The sequence below is a fragment of the Acidisphaera sp. L21 genome, assembly GCF_009765685.1.
Lineage (GTDB): Bacteria > Pseudomonadota > Alphaproteobacteria > Acetobacterales > Acetobacteraceae > LMUY01.
This window is the reverse complement of sequence record NZ_LMUY01000020.1, coordinates 1-18,963: the sequence shown is the minus strand read 5'-3', so window position 1 is coordinate 18,963 and position 18,963 is coordinate 1. Positions and strand designations below refer to the sequence as shown.

Annotated in this window: 18 protein-coding genes; 12 read left to right on the top strand and 6 right to left on the bottom strand. The window is 66.3% G+C overall.

What is annotated here, in order from left to right:
• Window positions 1-28: 28 nt before the first annotated feature.
• Window positions 29-1,150 carry an FAD-binding oxidoreductase gene (locus GSQ76_RS05460; RefSeq protein WP_158742900.1) on the bottom strand — a complete coding sequence of 374 codons (1,122 nt, stop codon included), beginning with the start codon at window positions 1,148-1,150 and terminating at the stop codon, window positions 29-31.
• Between the two features lie 3 nt (window positions 1,151-1,153).
• Window positions 1,154-2,743, bottom strand: coding sequence for an ABC transporter substrate-binding protein (locus GSQ76_RS05455; protein ID WP_158742899.1), 1,590 nt, complete (start codon window positions 2,741-2,743; stop codon window positions 1,154-1,156).
• Between the two features lie 122 nt (window positions 2,744-2,865).
• On the opposite strand from GSQ76_RS05455, the gene GSQ76_RS05450 reads away from it, so the two are divergent.
• The gene (locus GSQ76_RS05450; protein WP_158742898.1) at window positions 2,866-3,657 is read left to right on the top strand and encodes a GNAT family N-acetyltransferase; all 792 of its coding nucleotides are present in this window, start codon (window positions 2,866-2,868) and stop codon (window positions 3,655-3,657) included.
• 3 nt (window positions 3,658-3,660) lie between these two features.
• On the opposite strand, the gene GSQ76_RS05445 is transcribed toward GSQ76_RS05450, so the two are convergent.
• Genes GSQ76_RS05445 through GSQ76_RS05430 form a run of 4 tightly spaced genes read right to left on the bottom strand, consistent with a single transcriptional unit; the run spans window position 3,661 to window position 9,339 of the window.
• Window positions 3,661-5,712, bottom strand: coding sequence for an NADH:flavin oxidoreductase (locus GSQ76_RS05445; RefSeq protein ID WP_254070252.1), 2,052 nt, complete (start codon window positions 5,710-5,712; stop codon window positions 3,661-3,663).
• Window positions 5,713-5,723: 11 nt separating this feature from the next.
• A complete protein-coding gene (locus GSQ76_RS05440) occupies window positions 5,724-7,562 on the bottom strand; it encodes an ABC transporter ATP-binding protein (protein ID WP_158742897.1) in 1,839 nt (612 codons plus the stop codon).
• A complete protein-coding gene (locus GSQ76_RS05435) occupies window positions 7,562-8,401 on the bottom strand; it encodes an ABC transporter permease (protein ID WP_158742896.1) in 840 nt (279 codons plus the stop codon). Before GSQ76_RS05435 ends, GSQ76_RS05440 begins: the two co-directional genes overlap by 1 nt.
• Window positions 8,398-9,339, bottom strand: coding sequence for an ABC transporter permease (locus GSQ76_RS05430; protein WP_254070251.1), 942 nt, complete (start codon window positions 9,337-9,339; stop codon window positions 8,398-8,400). Before GSQ76_RS05430 ends, GSQ76_RS05435 begins: the two co-directional genes overlap by 4 nt.
• Before the next feature lie 185 nt (window positions 9,340-9,524).
• On the opposite strand from GSQ76_RS05430, the gene GSQ76_RS05425 reads away from it, so the two are divergent.
• From GSQ76_RS05425 to GSQ76_RS05375, 11 genes are all read left to right on the top strand, one after another.
• The gene (locus GSQ76_RS05425) at window positions 9,525-10,316 is read left to right on the top strand and encodes an IclR family transcriptional regulator (RefSeq protein WP_408836171.1); all 792 of its coding nucleotides are present in this window, start codon (window positions 9,525-9,527) and stop codon (window positions 10,314-10,316) included.
• Window positions 10,313-11,263, top strand: coding sequence for a 2-dehydro-3-deoxygalactonokinase (locus GSQ76_RS05420; protein WP_158742894.1), 951 nt, complete (start codon window positions 10,313-10,315; stop codon window positions 11,261-11,263). Before GSQ76_RS05425 ends, GSQ76_RS05420 begins: the two co-directional genes overlap by 4 nt.
• A complete protein-coding gene (locus GSQ76_RS05415) occupies window positions 11,263-11,886 on the top strand; it encodes a 2-dehydro-3-deoxy-6-phosphogalactonate aldolase (protein ID WP_158742893.1) in 624 nt (207 codons plus the stop codon). Before GSQ76_RS05420 ends, GSQ76_RS05415 begins: the two co-directional genes overlap by 1 nt.
• Entirely contained in the window at window positions 11,865-12,281 is a 417-nt protein-coding gene (locus tag GSQ76_RS05410; protein WP_158742892.1) for a hypothetical protein, read from the top strand. The genes GSQ76_RS05415 and GSQ76_RS05410 overlap by 22 nt, the downstream gene beginning before the upstream one ends.
• Window positions 12,278-13,225, top strand: a complete 948-nt coding sequence (locus GSQ76_RS05405; RefSeq protein ID WP_158742891.1) for a 2-hydroxyacid dehydrogenase — start codon at window positions 12,278-12,280, stop codon at window positions 13,223-13,225. The genes GSQ76_RS05410 and GSQ76_RS05405 overlap by 4 nt, the downstream gene beginning before the upstream one ends.
• Window positions 13,226-13,238: 13 nt before the next feature.
• Window positions 13,239-14,387 (top strand): galactonate dehydratase, encoded by a 1,149-nt coding sequence (gene dgoD, locus GSQ76_RS05400; protein ID WP_158742890.1) that lies wholly within the window; start codon window positions 13,239-13,241, stop codon window positions 14,385-14,387.
• Between the two features lie 82 nt (window positions 14,388-14,469).
• Complete coding sequence (locus tag GSQ76_RS05395) at window positions 14,470-15,327, top strand: transporter substrate-binding domain-containing protein (RefSeq protein ID WP_158742889.1); 858 nt, start codon at window positions 14,470-14,472, stop codon at window positions 15,325-15,327.
• A complete protein-coding gene (locus tag GSQ76_RS05390) occupies window positions 15,314-16,150 on the top strand; it encodes an amino acid ABC transporter permease (RefSeq protein ID WP_158742888.1) in 837 nt (278 codons plus the stop codon). The genes GSQ76_RS05395 and GSQ76_RS05390 overlap by 14 nt, the downstream gene beginning before the upstream one ends.
• Window positions 16,151-16,158: 8 nt before the next feature.
• Complete coding sequence (locus tag GSQ76_RS05385; protein WP_158742998.1) at window positions 16,159-16,911, top strand: amino acid ABC transporter ATP-binding protein; 753 nt, start codon at window positions 16,159-16,161, stop codon at window positions 16,909-16,911.
• Window positions 16,911-17,426, top strand: a complete 516-nt coding sequence (locus tag GSQ76_RS05380; RefSeq protein ID WP_158742887.1) for a cysteine hydrolase family protein — start codon at window positions 16,911-16,913, stop codon at window positions 17,424-17,426. The genes GSQ76_RS05385 and GSQ76_RS05380 overlap by 1 nt, the downstream gene beginning before the upstream one ends.
• A gap of 57 nt (window positions 17,427-17,483) precedes the next feature.
• A complete protein-coding gene (locus GSQ76_RS05375) occupies window positions 17,484-18,893 on the top strand; it encodes an ATP/GTP-binding protein (protein ID WP_158742886.1) in 1,410 nt (469 codons plus the stop codon).
• The last annotated feature ends 70 nt before the right edge of the window (window positions 18,894-18,963 follow it).

Below are 18,963 nucleotides of genomic sequence, written 5' to 3'. Positions count from 1 at the left end.
TCGAGGGGCGGGGGCGGGGGTTTGTGCTTCAGGCGGCGAGGGCGCGGGGAGGCAGTTCGGCGCGCAGCCAGCGGCGGAGTTGGTCGTGGTTGCCGTCGCATACGGCTTCGGCAACCCGGCGGCCGACGGCGGCACCAAACTTGTAGCCGTGCCCGGAGCAGGCGGAGAGGGTGAGGGTGCGCCCTCGGGTGCGGGTGAAGAAGGTGTGGTCCTCGGTGAAGGTGTAGGCGCAGGTGACGACCTTGGTGACGGCGTAGGATTGCACGTTGGCGAAGGGGGCGTCGAACAGGTCGCGCAGGCGTTCGCCCTCGCCGGGTTCGGCGGTGCGTTTTGCCGCCGGGTCGTGGGTGAGGCGCTTGTTGACACCGGCGGCAAACTTCAGCCCCGTGCCGTCGATGGGGGGGAGGACGTAGCCGGAGATCGCGCCGCCGACGTTCTGGATGGCCGGGCTGTTGGCCCAGGCGGTGCGGAGATGGGTGGGCGGGTCGAGGTAGACGACGGCGGTGCGGCAGAGGGTGAGGGTGCCGGCGAGGTCGGGCATCAGCTTGAGCGTCCAGGCGCCGGCGGCGATGACGAGCTGGTCGGCGGTGAGGGTTTCGCCGGTCGAGAGGGTGATTCGGGCGGCGGCCTCGTCCACGGCGGTGACGGTGGTGTGGTCGCGAATGGTGGCGCCGTTGGTGCGGAGCCATTGGCCGAGCCCGGCGCCGATGCGTTGGCAGAGCAGGGCGCCGCCGTCCGGACTGTAATAGGCGGCGCGGAAGGTGGCCGGGTCGAGGTAGGGCCAGCGCTCGGCGGCCTGGTGCGGGGTGAAGCTGTCATAGGCGTAGCCGCCGCGGTCGAGGCTGGTGCAGAAGGCGGCGCCGCCGTCGTTGGTGAACTGGTTGATCGCGATGACGCCGCGGTTGGCGTAGAAAGATTGGCCGAGATCGGCCCAGAGTTCGTCCCAAGCATCGAGCGCCTCGGTGATGAGGCGGGCGTAGCCGTCGGCGGTGCCGTACGCGCGGCGCATCAGGCGGTGCTCGTCCCCGGAGGCGGAGAGCGGGTTGGGGATCGGGCCCTGTTCCACCAGGGTGACGGCGTGGCCGCGTTTGGTGAGCGCCCAGGCGGTGGTGAGGCCCGCGATCCCCGCGCCGACGACGATGACGTGCATGGGCTAGGCGTCCAGCCACACGTTTTCGGCGAAGCCGAAGCCCATCATGCCGCCGGTGGGGATCTGGGTGAGGCCTTTCAGCTTGCTGGAGTAGGCGTCGTAGAAGCTGGAGAAGAGGGGGATGCCGATGCCGCCCTTGTCGGCCACCATGGTCTGCATCTCGCCATACATCTGCTTGCGCTTGCCATCGTCGGTTTCGCCGCGGGCGTCGATGAGGAGTTTGTCGAAGGCCGGGTTGTTCCAGGCGCTCTCGTTCCAGGCGGAGTCGGATTTGAAGAACAGGGTGAAGAGGGAGTCGGCGCTGGGGCGGGGATTGATGTTGCCGCCGGTGAAGGGGTGCTTCATCCAGACGTTGGCCCAGTAGCCGTCCTTCGGCATGCGCTGGATGTCGATGTTCATGCCGATGCCCAGCGCGGTCTGCTGCAGGATGACCGCCTGGTCGGTCATGACGTTGCCGGCCATGACGTAGAGGGGCAGCGCGGTGTTGCCGAGGCCGGATTTGGCAAAGTGGAATTTGGCTTTGTCGAGGTCGAGCGGGCGCTGTGGGAGCGCGGCGTTGAAGTAGCGGTTGGACGGGTCGACCGGTTGGTCGTTGCCGACGACGCCGCCCAGGGCGTTCTGCATCTGCTCGCGGTCGAACAGGTATTTGATGGCGAGGACCAGGTCCTGATTCTTGGTCGGGTCGGAATCCTGGCGGAAGATGAAGTCGTTGTAGTTGCCGGATGCGGTTTCCAGGATGCTGTAGCCGGGCGTGGCCTTGATGCGACGGATGACGCGGGGGCCGATTTGCGAGGCGACGGTGATGTCGCCGGCGAGCATAGCGTTCACGCGGGCGGTTTCGTCCTCGATGCTGAAATACTCGATCTCGTCGAGGTAGGGCTTGCCGGGTTTCCAATAGTTCGGGTTTTTCACCACGATGGAGCGCACGCCGGGCGAGAACTCCTTCACGGTGTAGGGGCCGGTGCCGTTGCCCTTGCTGAAATCGGTGGTGCCGTCCTTGACGATCATGAAATGCGGGGTGCCGAGGATGACGGGCAGATCCGCGTTGGGGGAGCTGAGGGTGATGCGGACGGCGCTGGGGCCGTCGGCTGCGATGTCCGTCATTTGGGTGGCGAGGGCGCGGGCGGAGGAGCCGGTCTTCGGGTCCTTCACGCGGTTGATGGTGTAGACGACGTCCGCCGGGGTGAGGGGCGAGCCGTCATGGAAGGTGATTCCGGCGCGGAGTTTAAAGGTCCAAACCTTGGCGTCGGTGGTGGTGAAGGTTTCGGCGAGTTCGGGTTGAGGGACGAGTTTGCCGTCGAGCCGGGTGAGGCCGTTATAGCACATGAAGGCGCGGGAGTAGTCGGTGGTGTTGGTGCCGCGCACCGGGTCGAGCGTGTCGGCGGTGGAGGCGGATTGGCTGGCGACGCGGATCTTGCCACCTGGCTTGGCGGTTTGGGCGTGCGCGGTGTTGGCCTGGAGGATGAGGGCGTCGGCGAGCATGGCGCCCATGCCGGCGCGGGTGAGCCAGCGCATCAGGTCGCGGCGGCCGGTGCCGCGGCGCAGGGCCTCGGTCAGGTGCGCCAGGGTGGTACGGTCATCGCGGTCGGTCATGGTTGGCCTCTCCTCATCGGTGATCCGCGCCCGGTGGCGCAACGATGATGGGGTTGCCTAAGTGGCGGGTGAGATTCTTGGATGATCTTATCGCCGGGGTGCGGCGATGCAGGGGGGAATGGATGATCGACGCGTTGCGGGCGGATGATGCGGTTGCGGCGGCCGGTTTGTCGGCCGGGTTCGGGTGGCCGCATCGGGTGGCGGATTGGGCGATGTTGTTGCGGTTGGGGCATGGCGTGGCGTGGCGGGAGGACGGTGCGCTGGCGGGGACGGCGGTGTGGTTTCCGCTAGGGCCGGACCATGCCTCGATCGGGTTGGTGCAGGTGGCGCCGGGGCTGCAGGGGCGGGGGATCGGGCGGCAGATGATGCGCCGGGTAATGGCGCAGGCTGGCCCGCGCAGTTTGGTGTTGCACGCGACGGTGGAGGGGGCGCCGCTGTATGCGTCGCTGGGGTTCGCGGTGGCTGGGGTGGTCGAGCAGTGGCAGGGCGTGGTGACCCGAGCGGACGCGCCGGGGTTGCCGGTTCGGCGTGGGACTGCCGCGGATCGGGCGGCGATTGTGCGGTTGGACGCGGCGGCGACCGGGTTGCAACGGGCGGCGGTGGTGGATGCGTGCATGGCGGACGCCGCGGTGATGGTGATGGGCGGCGCCTACGCGATGCGTCGCGCGTTTGGCCGTGGTCAGTTGATCGGGCCGATGGTTGCGCCCGATGGGGCGACGGGCGCGGCCCTGTTGCACGCGTTGGCCGAACCCGGGTTCCTGCGGTTGGACGTTCCGGCCGGCACGCTGGCGGCGGAGATGACGGCGCTGGGTCTGCGCAGCGTGGAACCGGTGCAGATCATGCGCACCGGGACCTGGCCCGAACCGATTGGTCCGGCGCGTCGGTTTGCCCTGGCCAGCCAGGCGTTGGGATAGCGGCTATAGCGCCATGCACAGCCGCATCGCGTCGTAGATGGCGGCATGCACGCCGCGGCTGGTGACGGCGTCGCCGATCCGGTGCAGTTCGAACGCGCTATCCGTTGGCGGCTTCGGTTGTTGTGGTGCGCCGGAGAGCAGGGCGTCGATGTCCGTGATGCCGGTGTTGCACGATTGGTCTCGCAGCGCCTGGTAGGCGTCATCCACCGGCAGCGTGCCGTTCTCGATCACGATCTGCGATGCGGTAAGTTCCATGATCTCGCCCGTCAGTTCGTGGCGGAAGGTGGCGACGAGGCGGTTGCCGGCGGGACGCACGTGCAGCAGCGTGTGGTCGATGGTGGAGCGGACGCCGTGCTGGGCGAAGCGTTTGCGGTAGACGACGCGGGCGTTGTACTCCATCTCTGCCCCGACATTGTCGTCGATGGTGACGAATTGGACCGCGCGGCCGTGTTCGGCGAGGTGCAGCGCGCAGGAGACGGCCTGGTGGCGGCCGGTGCCGTCATAGATCAGGACGTCGTCCCGCGCCTCGACCGTGTTGGACAGTACGTCCCAGGTGGTGGTGCAATGTTCGGCGCCGTCCAGCCAGGCGGTGTTCGGCATGCCGCCGGTGGCGACGATCACGGCGTCCGGATGCCCCGCCAGGATCTCGGACTCGGTGGCGTATTGGTCCAGCCGCACTTCTACGCCGAGGCGGGCGAGTTCGGCGACGCGCCAGTCGACGATGGCGATCAGGTCGCGGCGCCAGCTTGCGCGGGTGGCCAGCAGCAATTGGCCGCCCAGGCGGCTGGCGGCTTCGAACAGGATGACCTGGTGGCCGCGTTCGGCGGCGACGCGGGCGGCCTCCAGCCCGGCCGGGCCGCCGCCGACGATGACGACCCGGCGTCCGGGTGTTGTGGCGGGGGCAATGATCTGCGGCATTGTCTGCTCGCGCCCGGTGGCGGGGTTGTGGATGCAGTTGGTCTTCTTGTACATGCAATAGGACGCGCCTACGCAGGGGCGAATGCGTTCTTCCTCGCCGCGCATCAGCTTGTTGACGATTTGCGGGTCGGCCATGTGGGCGCGGGTCATCGCCACCATGTCCAGCAGGCCTTCGGCGATGGCGTGGCGGGCGGAGGCGACGTCCGGAATGCGGGCGGCGTGGAAGACGGGGAGTTTCGTCTCGCGCTTGAAGGCGCCGACCGTGGCGAGAAAGGGCGTGAGCGGTTGCGACATGCCGGGCATGTTGTGTTCGGCCAGGGACAGGTCGGTGTCCATTCGGCCGAAAATGGCGTTGAAGAAATCGATCGTGCCTTCGGATTCCAAGAGTCGGGCGAGGCGGACGCATTCGTCGAAATCGATCCCGTCCTCCGTGCCCTCATCCACCACGAAACGGATGCCGGCGAGGAAGTCGTCGCCGACCCGGCGGCGGATCGCCTCGTGCACCATGATGCCGAAGCGAGCGCGGTTGGCGGTGGAGCCGCCGAATTCGTCAGTGCGGCGGTTGGTGCGGGGGGAGAGGAATTGGCCGATGAGGTGGCCGCCGGTGACCGTCTCGATCCCGTCGAGGCCGCCTTCCTTGCAGCGGAGCGCGGCGTCGGCATAGGCGCGGATGACGCGGTCGATGTCGTGGCGGTCCATCTCGCGCGGGAAGTCACGGTGCCGGGTTTCGCGGATGGCGGAGGGGCCCATGGTGGGCAGCCAGTTCGTCGCGGCCGAGGTGGCGCGGCGGCCGAGATGGGAGATCTGGCACATGATGGCGGCGCCGTGGCCGTGGATGCGGGTGGAGAATTGCTGGAGGTAGGGGATGATCTCGTCGGTGGAGACGTTGATCTGGCCGCCGCCCCAACTGGAATCGGGCGAAACCATCGAGGAGCCGCCGAACATGGTCAGCGCGATGCCGCCCTTGGCCTTTTCCTCGTGGTAGCGCTGGTATTTCTCCATCGGCATGCCGCCGACGTCGTGCGTGGCGGCGTGGCTGGTGCTCATCACCCGGTTGCGCAGGCGGAGATGGCGGATCTGCAGCGGTTGCAGCAGCGGGTCGTTCAGCCGGACCGGCTGTTGGAGGGATGCGCTCACGGAGGTGGTCCTTACGTCACGGGTTGGGCCGACGTGGCCTTGGCGCTGGTGATTGCGCTGCCGAGCCGAAGTAACTCGGCCTCCGGCTGGGTGCAGCGAATGGTGGCGCCGGTGGAGAGCGTTTGGGTGGGGGTTGGCGTGGTGTCGCACAGCCCGGGCAGGCGGACGGGACAGCGATCGAAGAAGGCGCAGCTTTCGTTGGCAACGACGCGCGCGGCCCCGGGTGATGTGCCTTCGGTCGCCGGAGGTAGCCCGTCCAGCCAGCCGGTGCGCAGTTCGGGCACGGAGGCGGCGAGCAGATCGGCGTATGGATGAATGGGACCGCGCGCGAGGGCGGCGCGGCTGCCGTATTGCACGGCCCGACCGGCATACATGATCATCACGTCGTCGGCGATGCTGCGCACAGTGGCTAGGTCGTGGCTGATGAACACCATGGCTAGGCCTAATTCCCGCCGAAGCTCCGCCAGCAGATCCAGCACGGCGGCGGCGACCACCGTGTCCAGGGCGGAGGTGACTTCGTCGCAGATGAGCAACGCCGGGTCGGCGGCGAGGGCGCGGGCCAGGTTCACGCGTTGCTTCTGGCCGCCGGACAGTTCGGCGGGGCGGCGGGTGGCGAGATTGGCGGGTAGGCGCACCATGTCCAGCAATTCTGCGACCCGGCGCTCCCGCGCGGCGCCACCCATGCGATGGTAGAAGGTGAGTGGGCGGGCCAGCAGGCGGCCGACGGAATGCGCCGGGTTCAGCGCCGTGTCGGCCATCTGGAAGACGATTTGCATCTGGCGCAACTGGTCCGCGGTGCGGTCCGCGGCGGCGGGGGGAAGCACAGTGCCGGACAGCCGGACCGTGCCGCCATGTGCGGGCAGGAGACCGGTCAGCACCCTGGCCAGCGTGCTTTTGCCGGAGCCGGATTCGCCGATCACACCCAGCACGGCGCCAGGCAGCAGTCGCAGCCCAATTTCTCGCAGCACCGGGACGCCCACTGGGCCGCCGTAGCTGGCGGCGAGCGCATCTGCCTCCAGCACTGGGGGGGCGGGCTTTGGTGGCTTGGCGGCGGTGGGCGGGGTGTGGATGGAGGGGGCGGCGTCCAGCAGGCTTTGCGTGTAGGGGTTTTCGGGGGCGGACAGGATGCGGGCGGTGGCGCCGATCTCCTGCACCCGGCCGCCGCGCAGCACCACGATCTGGTCGGCCATCTGCGCGACTACGGCCAGATCGTGCGACACGTACACGGCCGTGGCTCCACGCTCGCGCACGGCGGCGCGGAAGGCGCGCAGGACCTCCACCTGGGTGGTGACGTCGAGCGCGGTGGTGGGTTCGTCCAGCACCACCAACTCCGGGTCGGTCATCAGCGCCATGGCTGCCATGACGCGCTGCAATTGGCCGCCGGAGACTTGGTGCGGATAGCGACGGCCGATGCGGTCGGGGTCGGGGAGGGCCAGGCTGTGGAACAGGCCGACCGCCTTGATGTGGGCGGCGCGGGGGGACAGGCCGCGGATGATGGCGCCTTCGGTGACCTGTTGCATCAGCGTGTGCGCCGGGTTGAAGGCGGCGGCGGCGCTTTGGGCGATGTAGGACACGCGGCGGCCGCGGAAGCCCGGCATGTCGGCGGGGCGCAACGCCCGCACGTCGGTGCCGCCGACGTGGATGCGGCCGGCGCGAATGCGGCAGCCGGGGCGCGCGTATCCGAGCAGGGCAAGGGCCGTAGTGGTTTTGCCGGAGCCGGACTCGCCGATGAGCGCCACCACCTCCCCGGCCGCGGCGGAGAAGCTGACGTCGTGGACGATGTCAGCCTCGGCGCCAGACGCACGACGCGCGGCAATGCAGAGGCCGGCGACCTCGACCTGCGCGCCCATCAATCCGTGAGCCGGCTGCGGCCGAGCAGGCCGTCGATAGCGAGGTTCACCGCGATGGTCAGCGTGGCGATGGCGATGGCGGGGACGATCACGGCGGGGGCGGCGTCGTAGATGCCCTCGATATTCTCGCGGACCAGGGCGCCGAGGTCGGCGTTGGGCGGCTGCACGCCGAGGCCGAGGAAGCTCAGGCCGCTGAGGAGGAGTACGGAGAAGACGAAGCGCAGGCCGAAATCGGTGAGCACGGGCAGTAGGATGTTGGGGAGGATTTCGTGCAGCACGATATAGGGCGTGCCTTCGCCGCGGGCGCGAGCGACCTGGATGAAATCCATCGCGTTGACGTTGGCCGCCAGCGATCGGGCGATGCGGAAGGCGCCGGGAATGTAGCTGAACGCGACCAGCCCCACCAACACGGGCAAGGAGGAGCCGAGTGCGGCCACGATCACCAGGGCGAACATCAGGTGGGGCAGGGAGATCAGCGCGTCCGACGTGCGGCTGAGCACGCCGTCGGTCCAGCCGCCGCGCACGGCTGCGAGGATGCCCAGCACCGAGCCGATGGCGGAGGCGCAGATGGCGGCGAGCAAGGACAATCCTACGGTGTAGCGGGCGCCGTAGATTACGCGGCTGAGCATGTCGCGGCCGAGGAAATCGGTGCCGAACGGTGCGGCTGCGGAGGCGGGGGCAAGTGTGCCGACGCGCAGGATGGCGCCAGCCGGGTGCGGTGCGATGATGGGTGCGAGCAGGGCGACGGCAAGCCAGAACACCACCACCGCCAGGCCAATCCAACCCGGCAGCACCGCGCCGTAGCGAAAGCGCGCGGGGCGCAGTGCGGTGTCGCTCATGCTGGGCGCAGGCGCGGGTTGGTGGCGATGGAGCAGATATCGGCCAGCAGCACCAACACCATGTATCCCAGGCAGAACAGCATGGCGCAGGCCTGGATCAGCGGCATGTCCCGGGTGCTGACCGCGTCGACCATCAGCTTGGCGAGGCCCGGGTAGTTGAACACCACCTCCACGATGATGACGCCGCCGAGTAGGGAGGACAGGCTCAGCGCGGCGGCGTTGGCGATGGGGCCGGCGGCGTTCGGTAGGGCATGGCGCAACACGATGCGGCCGGGGCGCAGGCCCTTCAGTCGCGCCATTTCGACGTAGCTGGAGTCCAGGATGCCGACCAATGCCGCTCGCGTCATGCGGCTCATCTGTGCCACCACCGCCAGGGACAGGGTCAGCACCGGCAGGGTGAAGCTGCTGAACAGCTCTGGGATGGACGCGATCCTCGGCGTGGACAAAGCGGGGAACCACTGCAGTTCGACCGCGAAGAGGATCACCGCCACGGTGGCGACGAGGAAGTCCGGCACCGAGACGGCGGCGATGGTGCCAATCGCGGTGATGCGGTCGAACAGGGTGCCGCGCCAGACAGCGGCGGTGATCCCGAGCGCCAGCGATACGGGGATTGATAGTGCCGCCGTCAGCCCGGCCAACAGGAGGGAGTTGCCTAAGCGGGAGCCGATGAGTTGGGCGACCGAGATGTGGCTGGCGAGTGATTGGCCGAAATCCCCTGTCATGAGTCCAGCCAGCCAATGCAGGTAGCGAAGAGGCGCGGACTCGTTCAGGTGCAGGGCGGTGCGCAAGGCGGCGGTGGCCTCCGGCGTCGCGGCCTGGCCCAACAGGGCGTCTGCGACGTCACCGGGCAGCAGGTTGGTGCCGATGAAGACGGCCAGCGACATCGCCAGCAGCGTCAGCGCTGTATGGCCAAGCCGCCGGGCGATCAGTTGCAGCACGAAAATGCGATCCTGGGTTGCATGGCGCGCATAGTCGCGCTGCTCCGCTATTGCTTCTTGGACGATCTTACCGTCGGGATTCTCACATATCGGGATATGGTTTCACATGTTGACGGAGCGTCGTGTTTGATTACTCTGGCGTTTGAGGAGCGATCGATGACGCGTGAACCGACGGCGGATTTCCGCTGGGCACACAGACCTTGCTGCGCGGCATGGCCGTCATCGATGCGGTAGCCGAAGGCGCGCTTACTCTGGCTGCTATTGGCGTGGCGATTGGCTGTACCCGAAGCACCACCCATCGGCTGGCGACGGCGCTGATCCAGGCCGGGTATCTGCGCCTGGCGACGAGTGGCAGCGGCGGCATGAGCTATCGGCTGGGGCCGAAGCTGGTGGAGCTAGGGTTTCTGGCGCGGGAGACGATGCCCGTCGTGCAGGCTGCACGCCCGCATCTGGACCGATTGGCGGCACTGACGCAGGACACCGTGCACCTCGGTATCTCCGAAGGTAGCGAGGTGCTGTATCTCGACAAGATCCCGGGACAACGTGGGCTGGAAATGCGCTCGCGCATCGGGCGGCGCATGCCGATGGCGTCTACGGGCGTGGGCAAGGCGCTGATGCTGGACATGACCGAGGCGCGGTGGCGTGGGCTGTATGACGTGGCCCTGGTTCACCCGGCTACGCCCAACGTCGCGATGCCGGGCTGGGACGAATACCGCGTCGCGATGCAGCGTTTCGCTGCGCAAGGCGCCGCGCTGGACATGGAAGAGAACGAGATCGGGATACGTTGCGTCGCCGCGCCGGTACGCGATGCGGGGGCCGAGATCGTCGCTGCCATCAGCGTCGCCAGCGCCACCCCTTACATGCCGGAGGACCGAATGGACGCCCTGGTGCCCAAGATCATCGATGCCGCCCAGTCGATTTCCCGCGACCTCGGGTGGACGCCCCGGCGGATGCGCGCGCAGGAGATCCCGGCATGACCGGCCAGCCGCAACTGATCGCGCTGGATTGGGGCACGTCGTCGCTGCGCGCGTTCCTGATGGGGGCGGATGGCGCGGTGCTGGACACCCGTGCCGCGCCGATGGGGATCATGCAGGTGCCGGCTGGCGGATTTCCCACCGTGTTCGCCGATATCGCCGGTGCCTGGCTGCGCGATGCGCCCGGCTTGCCGGCGGTGGCCTGCGGCATGGTGGGCAGCGCGCAGGGATGGCAGATGGCGGCGTATTGCCAGGCCCCCACCGGGCTTGCCGGGTTGGCCACCAGCATGCTGGCGGTGACGACCGGCAGCGGACCCGATCTGCGGATCATCCCCGGCATTTCCCTGGACATGGATGGGACGCAGCCGGAGGTGATGCGGGGCGAGGAAACGCAGGTGTTCGGCGCGCTCTCGCTGCATCCGGCGCTGTGGGAGAGCGCGCGGCTGGTGATGCCGGGCACGCACTGCAAATGGGTGTCCGTTCAGCAGGGTGGGATCGCTGGGTTCCAAACCTTCATGACCGGCGAGCTATTTGCCGCCCTGCAGGGCCACACCATCCTGGGGCGCCCGGCGCGCGATGCCGGGCAGCCTGCTACCGAGGGTGAGGCTGCGTTCTCCCGCGGGATTGAGGCGGCGCGTGGCAGCCTGGGCGGGATTGCGCCGCTGTTGTTCTCCGCCCGCACGCTGGTGCTGTCCGGCCAATTGCAGGCGGCGGATAGTTTGAACTACCTCTCCGGCCTGCTCATCGGCGACGAGTTGCGGTGCGCGCTGCCCGACGCGCCTGGCCGCCTGGCGCTGATCGGTGACCCGGCGTTGTGCGATCGCTACCTGCGCGCCTTGGCCCTGTTCGGTGTCACCGACGCCATTACCATCACCGGTGCGACCGAGGCTGGGCTGTGGCAGATCGCCTGCCAGGCCGGGCTGGTCGGCCCGCAAAAGGATGTTGCTTGATGCTTCGCCCCTATCTCGATCGTTTTCCGCTGGTCGCCATCCTGCGCGGCGTCACCCCGGAGGAGGTGGTGCCGATCGGCCAGGCCCTGGTGGCGGCCGGCTTCGCGGTGATCGAGGTGCCGCTGAACTCGCCCGATCCGATCGAAAGCATCCGCCGCCTGGCCGCGGCCATGGGGGCGGACATCCTGGTCGGCGCCGGCACCGTGACCGAGGTGGAGCGTGTGGCCGAAATTCACGCTGCCGGGGGACGCTTGGTGGTGATGCCGCATAGCGACCCGGTGATCGTGCGCGCGGCCAAGGCGGCGGGCATGGTCTGCGCCCCCGGCGTCGCCACCCCGACCGAGGGCTACGCCGCGCTGAAGAACGGCGCCGATGCGCTGAAGCTGTTCCCAGCCGAGGCGATGCCCCCAAGCGTGCTGAAGGCCTGGCGCAGCGTGTTCCCAAAGCAGACGGCGTTCCTGCCGGTCGGCGGCATCACGCCCACCACCATGGCCGAGTACGTCGCCGCGGGCGCGGCCGGGTTCGGCCTGGGGTCGGCGCTGTACAAGCCCGGCTTCACCGCGGCGGAGGTCGCCACCCGCGCCGCCGCCTTCGCCGAGGCGTGGCGCAGCCTGGCCGCCTGAACGTGCTGCCGCTCTCGGGCGCGTTGTTGCAATTGGACGGGACTTTCGGCCTGGCCGGCTGGCGTCGGTTGTTCCTGATGGAGGGTGTGCCGGCCGTGCTGCTGGTGTGCTCGGTCGGGTTGAACTGGGCGTCCACGCCGGTATTCTGGGCCGCGACGACCGAGCATTTGTCCGGCGTCGCAGCCGCGGCGGCCATCGCGCTGATCAACTCCACCGCGCAGTTCGCGGGCATGGGCCTGCCGCCGTTGGTGGGCTGCATCAAGGACGCCACGGGCAGCTACCAGCCCGGCATTCTGATGATCGCGGCTGCACTAGCCATCGGCGGCCTGCTGGGACTGCAGGTGGGGCCAAAGCGCCCGGTGAACGCCCTCGCCACATTGGAGACCCATGCATGAGCAAGCTGCCGCTCCTGGCTGTCGGCGTGCTGCCGCCGTTCCTGGTGGAGCGGTTGCGGGACACCTACGACTACCATCACATCGCTGACGAGCAGGGCTGGACCGACGCGTTGACCACGCTGGCGCCGCAGATCCGCGCCATCGCGGCCACGGGTGAGTCGAAGGTGCCGCGCAGTCTGCAGGACCGGTTGCCGAACCTGCAGATCATCTCCGTCTTTGGCGTGGGATACGACGGGGTGGACGCGGTGGCGGCGCATGCGCGCGGCATTGCCGTCACCCACACGCCGGACGTGTTGACGGACGACGTGGCCGACATGGCGTTCGCCCTGCTGCTGTCCACCGCGCGGGCTGTGGTGCGGGCGGATGGCTTTGTCCGCGCCGGACACTGGGCGCGCGGGCCGCATCCGTTTACGCGCAAGGTGAGTGGACAGCGTATGGGGATTCTCGGCCTAGGCCGAATTGGCGCCGCCATCGCCAAGCGGGCCGAGGGCTTCGGCATGTCCGTCGCCTACACCAACCGCAAGCCGGTGCCCGGCAGCCTGTATCGCTACGTCGCCGACCCGGTGACGCTGGCAGCGGAGTGCGATTTCTTCGTCGTCGCCACCAATGGCGGGGCGGCTACGCGCGGCCTGGTGGATGCGAAGGTGCTGGCCGCGTTGGGGCCGGACGGCATTCTGGTCAATATCGGGCGCGGCAGCGTGGTGGACGAGCCGGCGCTGATTGCCGCCCTGGAATCGCGGCAGATCGCCGGTGCCGGGTTGGATGTATTCGTCGACGAACCCCACGTGCCGGCCGCGTTGCTGGCGATGGAGAATGTGGTGCTGACCCCGCACATGGCCAGTGGCACCACCACCACACGGCACGCCATGGCCGCACTCGCCTACGACAACCTGGCCGCCCATTTCGCCGGCCATGCGGTGCTGACGCCGGTTCCCACCGCTTAGTTAGGGTTTTCCTATGAAGATCACCAAGCTGACCACCTTCATCGTGCCGCCGCGCTGGTGCTTCCTGAAGATTGAGACGGATGATGGCATTTTCGGGTGGGGCGAACCGGTGGTGGAGGGGCGCGCCCACACCGTGGCGACCGCCGTCGACGAGTTGTCCGACTATCTGGTCGGGAAGGATCCGTTCCTGATCGAGGACCATTGGACGGTGATGTACCGCGCCGGGTTCTACCGCGGCGGGGCGGTGCATATGAGCGCCATCGCCGGCATCGACCAGGCGCTGTGGGACATCAAGGGCAAGGCGTTGGGCGTGCCCGTGCACCAGTTGCTGGGCGGCAAGTTGCGCGACCGGATCCGGGTGTATTCCTGGATCGGCGGCGACCGCCCGGCGGAGACTGCGGCGGCGGCGAAGGAAGTGGCCGCCCGCGGGTTTACCGCCATCAAGATGAACGGAACCGAGGAACTGCAATACCTCGATAGCCACGCCAAATTGGATGCCGTGCTGGGCCGCGTGGGCGCCATCCGGGATGCGCTGGGGCCGGATTTCGGCATCGCCGTCGACTTCCACGGCCGGGTGCATCGACCGATGGCCAAGGTGCTGGCAAAGGAGCTGGATGCCTACCGCCTGATGTTCATTGAGGAACCGGTGTTGAGCGAACACTCCGAAGCGTTGCGCGAGATCGCCAACCATTGCGCCACCCCGATCGCGCTGGGGGAGCGGCTGTTTAGCCGGTGGGACTTCAAGAAGATCCTGAGCGAGGGCTACGTGGACGTGATCCAGCCCGACCCGTCCCACGCCGGGGGCATCACGGAAACCCGCAAGATCGCGGCGATGGCGGAGGCGTATGACATGGGGCTGGCGCTGCACTGTCCGCTGGGCCCGATCGCGCTGGCGGCGAACCTGCAACTGGATGCGGTCTGCTACAACGCCTTTATCCAGGAGCAATCGTTGGGCATCCACTACAACGCCACCAACGATCTGCTGGACTACCTGGTGGACCCCAGCGTGTTCGACTACAGCGACGGCCACGTCGCCATCCCGGACGGCCCAGGCCTGGGGATCGAGGTGAACGAGGCGTTCGTGCGCCGCAAAGCCGCCGAGGGCCATCGCTGGCGCAACCCGGTGTGGCGCCACGTTGACGGCAGCTTCGCCGAGTGGTGAGCCGCACCCGGCATTAAAACCCGCTGGGCACTCCCGGCTAATCGGTGAATAGTGCGCCCCGGTTGGACCGGAGGGCGATGCGATGACGCTGTTGCAACACGCGCGGAGGGTGGCCTTGGCGGCCATGCTCGCAATGCCGGGTGTGGCCGCCGCCCAAACGCCCGGCGTGGACCCGGCAGCGCGCGCCGCGTTGCCGGAGGCGCTGCGCCAGTCGGGGGAGTTGAAGGTTGCGACGTCCCTGCAATGGCCGCCCTTCGATTTCAAGGGCGAGGACGGGCAGCCGGATGGGTTGGACATTCGCCTGGTCCGGGCGCTTGCCGCCAAGCTAGGCCTGACGCCGCAATTCACCGACGTCAAATTCCCCGCCATCGTGCCCGGCGTCACCAATGGCCGGTTCGACATCGGCGTCGACCAACTGAACGATACGGCTGAGCGGCGCAAAATCGCCCAGTTCGTCAACTACTACAACGGCGGCTATGGCCTGCTGGTGCGCAAGGACGGGGCGCCGATCGACATCCAACATTTGTGCGGCCACACCCTGGCGATTACCCAGGGCAGCGCGCAGATCGGGCTGGCGGAGAAGGTGTCGGCCGACTGCCAGGCGCGTGGCGAGAAGCCGATTGCCCTGTTGTATTACCCCAACAGCGCCGACACCTACCTGGCCGTCGCCAATGGCCGCGGCGAGGGGTTTCTGTCCGACGAGGCGGTCGGGCTGTACATCGCCCAGCACAGCGACAAACTGACGATGCAGCACGGCAAGCTGGAGGGCAGCACGATCCGCGCCGGCATCGTGGTCGGGCTGGACAACACTGCGCTGGCCGCCGCGCTCCGCCTGGCGCTGAAAAGCATGCAGCAGGATGGCAGCTACACCAAGCTGTTCGAGCAATACGGCGTCGCCGATTCCGCGTTCAACGCGACGGAGCTGAATGCAGCACCGTAGCGAGCCCATCATCGCCCGGCGCCCCCGCTACGGCCAGTGGGCGGGGGGTGCGGTGCTGGCGGTGTTCGCGGCCTGGGTGGTCTACCAACTGGTCACCAATGCCGGGTTCCAATGGGGCATCGTCGCCCATTACATGTTGAACCGAGAGGTGATCGCCGGGCTGCAAACCACCTGCCTGCTGACGGTATTGGTGATGGTGATCGGCATCGTCGTCGGCCTGGTGCTGGCGGTGTTGAAACTGCCCGGCGCCGGCGTGCTATCCCTGGCGGCTGATTTGTATATCTGGTTTTTTCGCGGCACGCCGGTGCTGGTGCAGTTGGTGTTTTGGTACAATCTTGCGTCGCTGTTTCCGCAGATCTCGCTGGGCATTCCGTTCGGTGGTCCGAAATTCTTTTCCGTGTCCAGCACGCTCGCCATTTCTTCCTTTACCGCCGCGCTGCTGGGCTTGGGGCTGAACGAGGGCGCGTATATGGCGGAGATCATCCGCGCCGGGCTGCTGTCGGTGCCGCCGGGGCAGAGCGAGGCGGCGAAGGCGCTGGGCTACCGCCGGCTGCAAACCTTGCGCTGGGTGGTGTTGCCGCAGGCGATGCGCGCCATTCTGCCGCCGACCGGAAACCAGGTGATCGGGATGCTGAAATATTCCTCCCTGGCGAGCATCGTGGCGTTGCCGGAGCTGATGGAGTCGGTGGAGAATATCTACAGCCGCACGTTCGAAACCATCCCGCTGCTGATCGTCGCCTCGCTATGGTACCTCGTGCTGACCACCGTGTTATCCGCCGGGCAACGCGTGATCGAACGTCGCTATGGCGAGCGCCTGGCGTGACGGCGCCGATCGTGGAGGCCGTGGCGATCTGGAAATCCTTCGGCGCCACGCCGGTGCTGAAAGGCGTATCCTTCGCCGCCCGGCGCGGCGAGGTGATGTGTTTGCTCGGCCCCTCGGGCGCGGGGAAGAGCACGCTGCTCCGCTGCGTCAACGGGCTGGAGGCGATCGACCGCGGCATGTGTTACGTCGACGGTGACCCGGTGGGCTATCGCGAGCGCGCCGGGCGGTTTCATCCGCTGAGTGAGCGGGAGGCGAGCCGGCAGCGCGCGGCGATCGGCATGGTGTTCCAGGGGTTCAATTTGTTCCCGCATCTGACGGTGCTGCAGAACGTGATGGACGCGCCGGTGCGCGTCGCCGGGTTGGGACGGGAGGCCGCGGCGAGCCAGGCGCAGGAGATGCTGCGCCGGGTGGGGTTGGCGGAGAAGGCGGGCAGTTACCCGCGGCATTTGTCCGGCGGGCAGCAGCAGCGCGTGGCGATTGCGCGCGCCTTGGCGATGCGGCCGACGCTGATGCTGTTCGACGAACCGACCTCCGCCCTGGACCCGGAGTTGGTGGGCGAGGTGCTGGACGTGATGAAGGAACTGGCGGCGACGGGGATGACGATGTTGGTGGTGACGCACGAAATCGGCTTTGCGCGGGAGGTTGCGGATACGGTGCTGGTGATGGATGGCGGCGAGATCATCGAACACGGTTCACCCGGCGAGGTGCTGCACCGGCCGGCGCATCTGCGGACGCAGGCGTTTTTGTCGCGGGTGTTGTGATGGCGGATCCATGGCTGGTCGTGATCGATATGCAACTGGTGTTCGGGGAGCCGGGCAGTCCTTGGTATGCGCCGTGTTTCGATGCGGTGGCGTCGCGGATTGCGGCGATGATTCCGGCGTTTGGGGAGCGGGTGGTGTTCACGCGGTTCATTCCGCCGACGGAGATTACCGGGAGTTGGGTCGGGTATTACGAAAAATGGCCGTTCGCGGTGGCGGCGGGGCGGGAGGACCGGATTTGGCGGATTGCGCCGGTGTTTCAGCCGGGGGCGGTGGTGGATACGCACCAGTTTTCGAAGTGGACGCCGGATTTGCGGCGGGTGGTGGGGGAGACGCCGGAGTTGGTGCTGACGGGGGTGTCTACGGATTGCTGCGTGTTGGCGACGGCGCTGGCGGCGATTGAGGATGGGGCGCAGGTGAGGGTGGTGGCGGAGGCTTGCGGGGCGAAGACGCCGGCGTTGCAGGAGGTGGCGTTGGGGGTGATGCGGGGGAGGGGGCCGCAGGTGGTGGTGGGGTAGCGGTGCAGGGCCCTTCGTAAATTCATTGCTCACTGCTAGGTCCCCGAATTGACATGTATGGTCACCATCGCCAGCTCCGCAAAGGCAGAAACCTTGAAATTATGCCGAGAAGGTGCAAAATACTGGCGCAGACGTAGGGCAAAATTGATGTTGATTGAGTTCTCTGTAAGCAACTTTCGATCCGTTGCGGAGCTTCAGACGCTCTCAATGGTCGCGGGGTCATCGCGATCTGCCCGAGGCGTGCATAGCCACGACACTGGAATCGCCGCTGTCCCGCACCTTCTAAAAGCGGCGGCAATACTTGGTCCGAATGGAGCGGGAAAGTCCACATTAGTAAATGCCATGTATTTTATGCGGCAATTCGTTGTTTCATCGGCACGGGATTCTCAAGAAGGTGAAGAAATAGGGGCAGAGCCATTCTTGTTTTCGAATGAAACGCGGAAGAAACCGTCCCAATTTGAAGCTATTTTCGTCGAGAACGGGACAAGATATCAGTATGGTTTCTGGGTCACCAAATCTGTTGTCGTAAAAGAGTGGTTGTATGCAACCCCTCCCGGACGGAAGTCCCAAAAATGGTTTGAGAGAGGGTATGATCCCAAGACCAAAAAGCAGACTATAACTGTTGGATCTTCGGTCAAAGGTGAACGCGAGGTTTGGAAAAAGTCGACACGCGATAACGCTCTGTTCCTTTCTGTCGCCGTGCAACTCAAATCCGAACATTTTCTTGAGCCGTTCGCCTGGTTTCGAGATAGATTGCGTGTTGTCAAGTCTAGTCAGCGACTGAGCGAGAGCTTTAGCGCAGAGAAATCCACAAGTATAGAAAAAAAGAATATCTTAAAGTTTTTGCATTCCGTTGATGTGAATATTTCGGATATTCGAGTAGTTGAGAAAGATCCAGAGCAAGCGTTCTCCCAACTTCCTCTTTCAATCAGAGAGCCGTTATTAAAAAGCATGTCGGTTGGTAAGCGTCGCGGGCGAATCGCTGAAGTGCACCTCGGCCACAAGACTGAAAGTGGTGAGGTGGTCTTCTTACCTTTAAATGAAGAGTCTGATGGTACGAAGGTTCTTTTTGCGTTGTCTGGGCCGTGGTTAGATGTGCTAGAAAATGGGCGGGTTTTGGTTGTTGACGAGCTTCATAACAGCTTGCATCCATTAGCATTTGAATTTCTTGTGGCAGTTTTCCAGGATACGAAATGGAGTAAGAAGTTTGGGCAGATGATATTTACCACCCATGAGACGCATTTCTTATCGCAAGATAGGATCCATAGAGATGGAATATGGCTCGTCAAACTTGATGGCGTCCGTGGCACGAAACTTACACCCTTATCCGATTTTAAGGCTCGTTCAGGTGAGGCGTTTGACCGCGGTTATCTTGGTGGGCGATATGGATCCATTCCGCGCATTAGGATTAATCCAGCCGAAACCCTTGCGGTTGTTGGGAATTCTAAGGATCCCTCTGAGCTATGATTACCCGAATTAGGTCTGCACGAAGCCTAGAGGGTGTTATGCACTCCGCATGAGGTCGGCGGCCTGCCTG

Coding starts and splice junctions, on each gene's coding strand:
- GSQ76_RS05460 (WP_158742900.1), bottom strand. CDS start 1,150: ATGCACGTCATCGTCGTCGGCGCGGGGATCGCGGGCCTCACCACCGCC.
- GSQ76_RS05455 (WP_158742899.1), bottom strand. CDS start 2,743: ATGACCGACCGCGATGACCGTACCACCCTGGCGCACCTGACCGAGGCC.
- GSQ76_RS05450 (WP_158742898.1), top strand. CDS start 2,866: ATGATCGACGCGTTGCGGGCGGATGATGCGGTTGCGGCGGCCGGTTTG.
- GSQ76_RS05440 (WP_158742897.1), bottom strand. CDS start 7,562: ATGGGCGCGCAGGTCGAGGTCGCCGGCCTCTGCATTGCCGCGCGTCGT.
- GSQ76_RS05435 (WP_158742896.1), bottom strand. CDS start 8,401: ATGAGCGACACCGCACTGCGCCCCGCGCGCTTTCGCTACGGCGCGGTG.
- GSQ76_RS05420 (WP_158742894.1), top strand. CDS start 10,313: ATGACCGGCCAGCCGCAACTGATCGCGCTGGATTGGGGCACGTCGTCG.
- GSQ76_RS05415 (WP_158742893.1), top strand. CDS start 11,263: ATGCTTCGCCCCTATCTCGATCGTTTTCCGCTGGTCGCCATCCTGCGC.
- GSQ76_RS05405 (WP_158742891.1), top strand. CDS start 12,278: ATGAGCAAGCTGCCGCTCCTGGCTGTCGGCGTGCTGCCGCCGTTCCTG.
- dgoD (WP_158742890.1), top strand. CDS start 13,239: ATGAAGATCACCAAGCTGACCACCTTCATCGTGCCGCCGCGCTGGTGC.
- GSQ76_RS05395 (WP_158742889.1), top strand. CDS start 14,470: ATGACGCTGTTGCAACACGCGCGGAGGGTGGCCTTGGCGGCCATGCTC.
- GSQ76_RS05390 (WP_158742888.1), top strand. CDS start 15,314: ATGCAGCACCGTAGCGAGCCCATCATCGCCCGGCGCCCCCGCTACGGC.
- GSQ76_RS05380 (WP_158742887.1), top strand. CDS start 16,911: ATGGCGGATCCATGGCTGGTCGTGATCGATATGCAACTGGTGTTCGGG.
- GSQ76_RS05375 (WP_158742886.1), top strand. CDS start 17,484: ATGGTCACCATCGCCAGCTCCGCAAAGGCAGAAACCTTGAAATTATGC.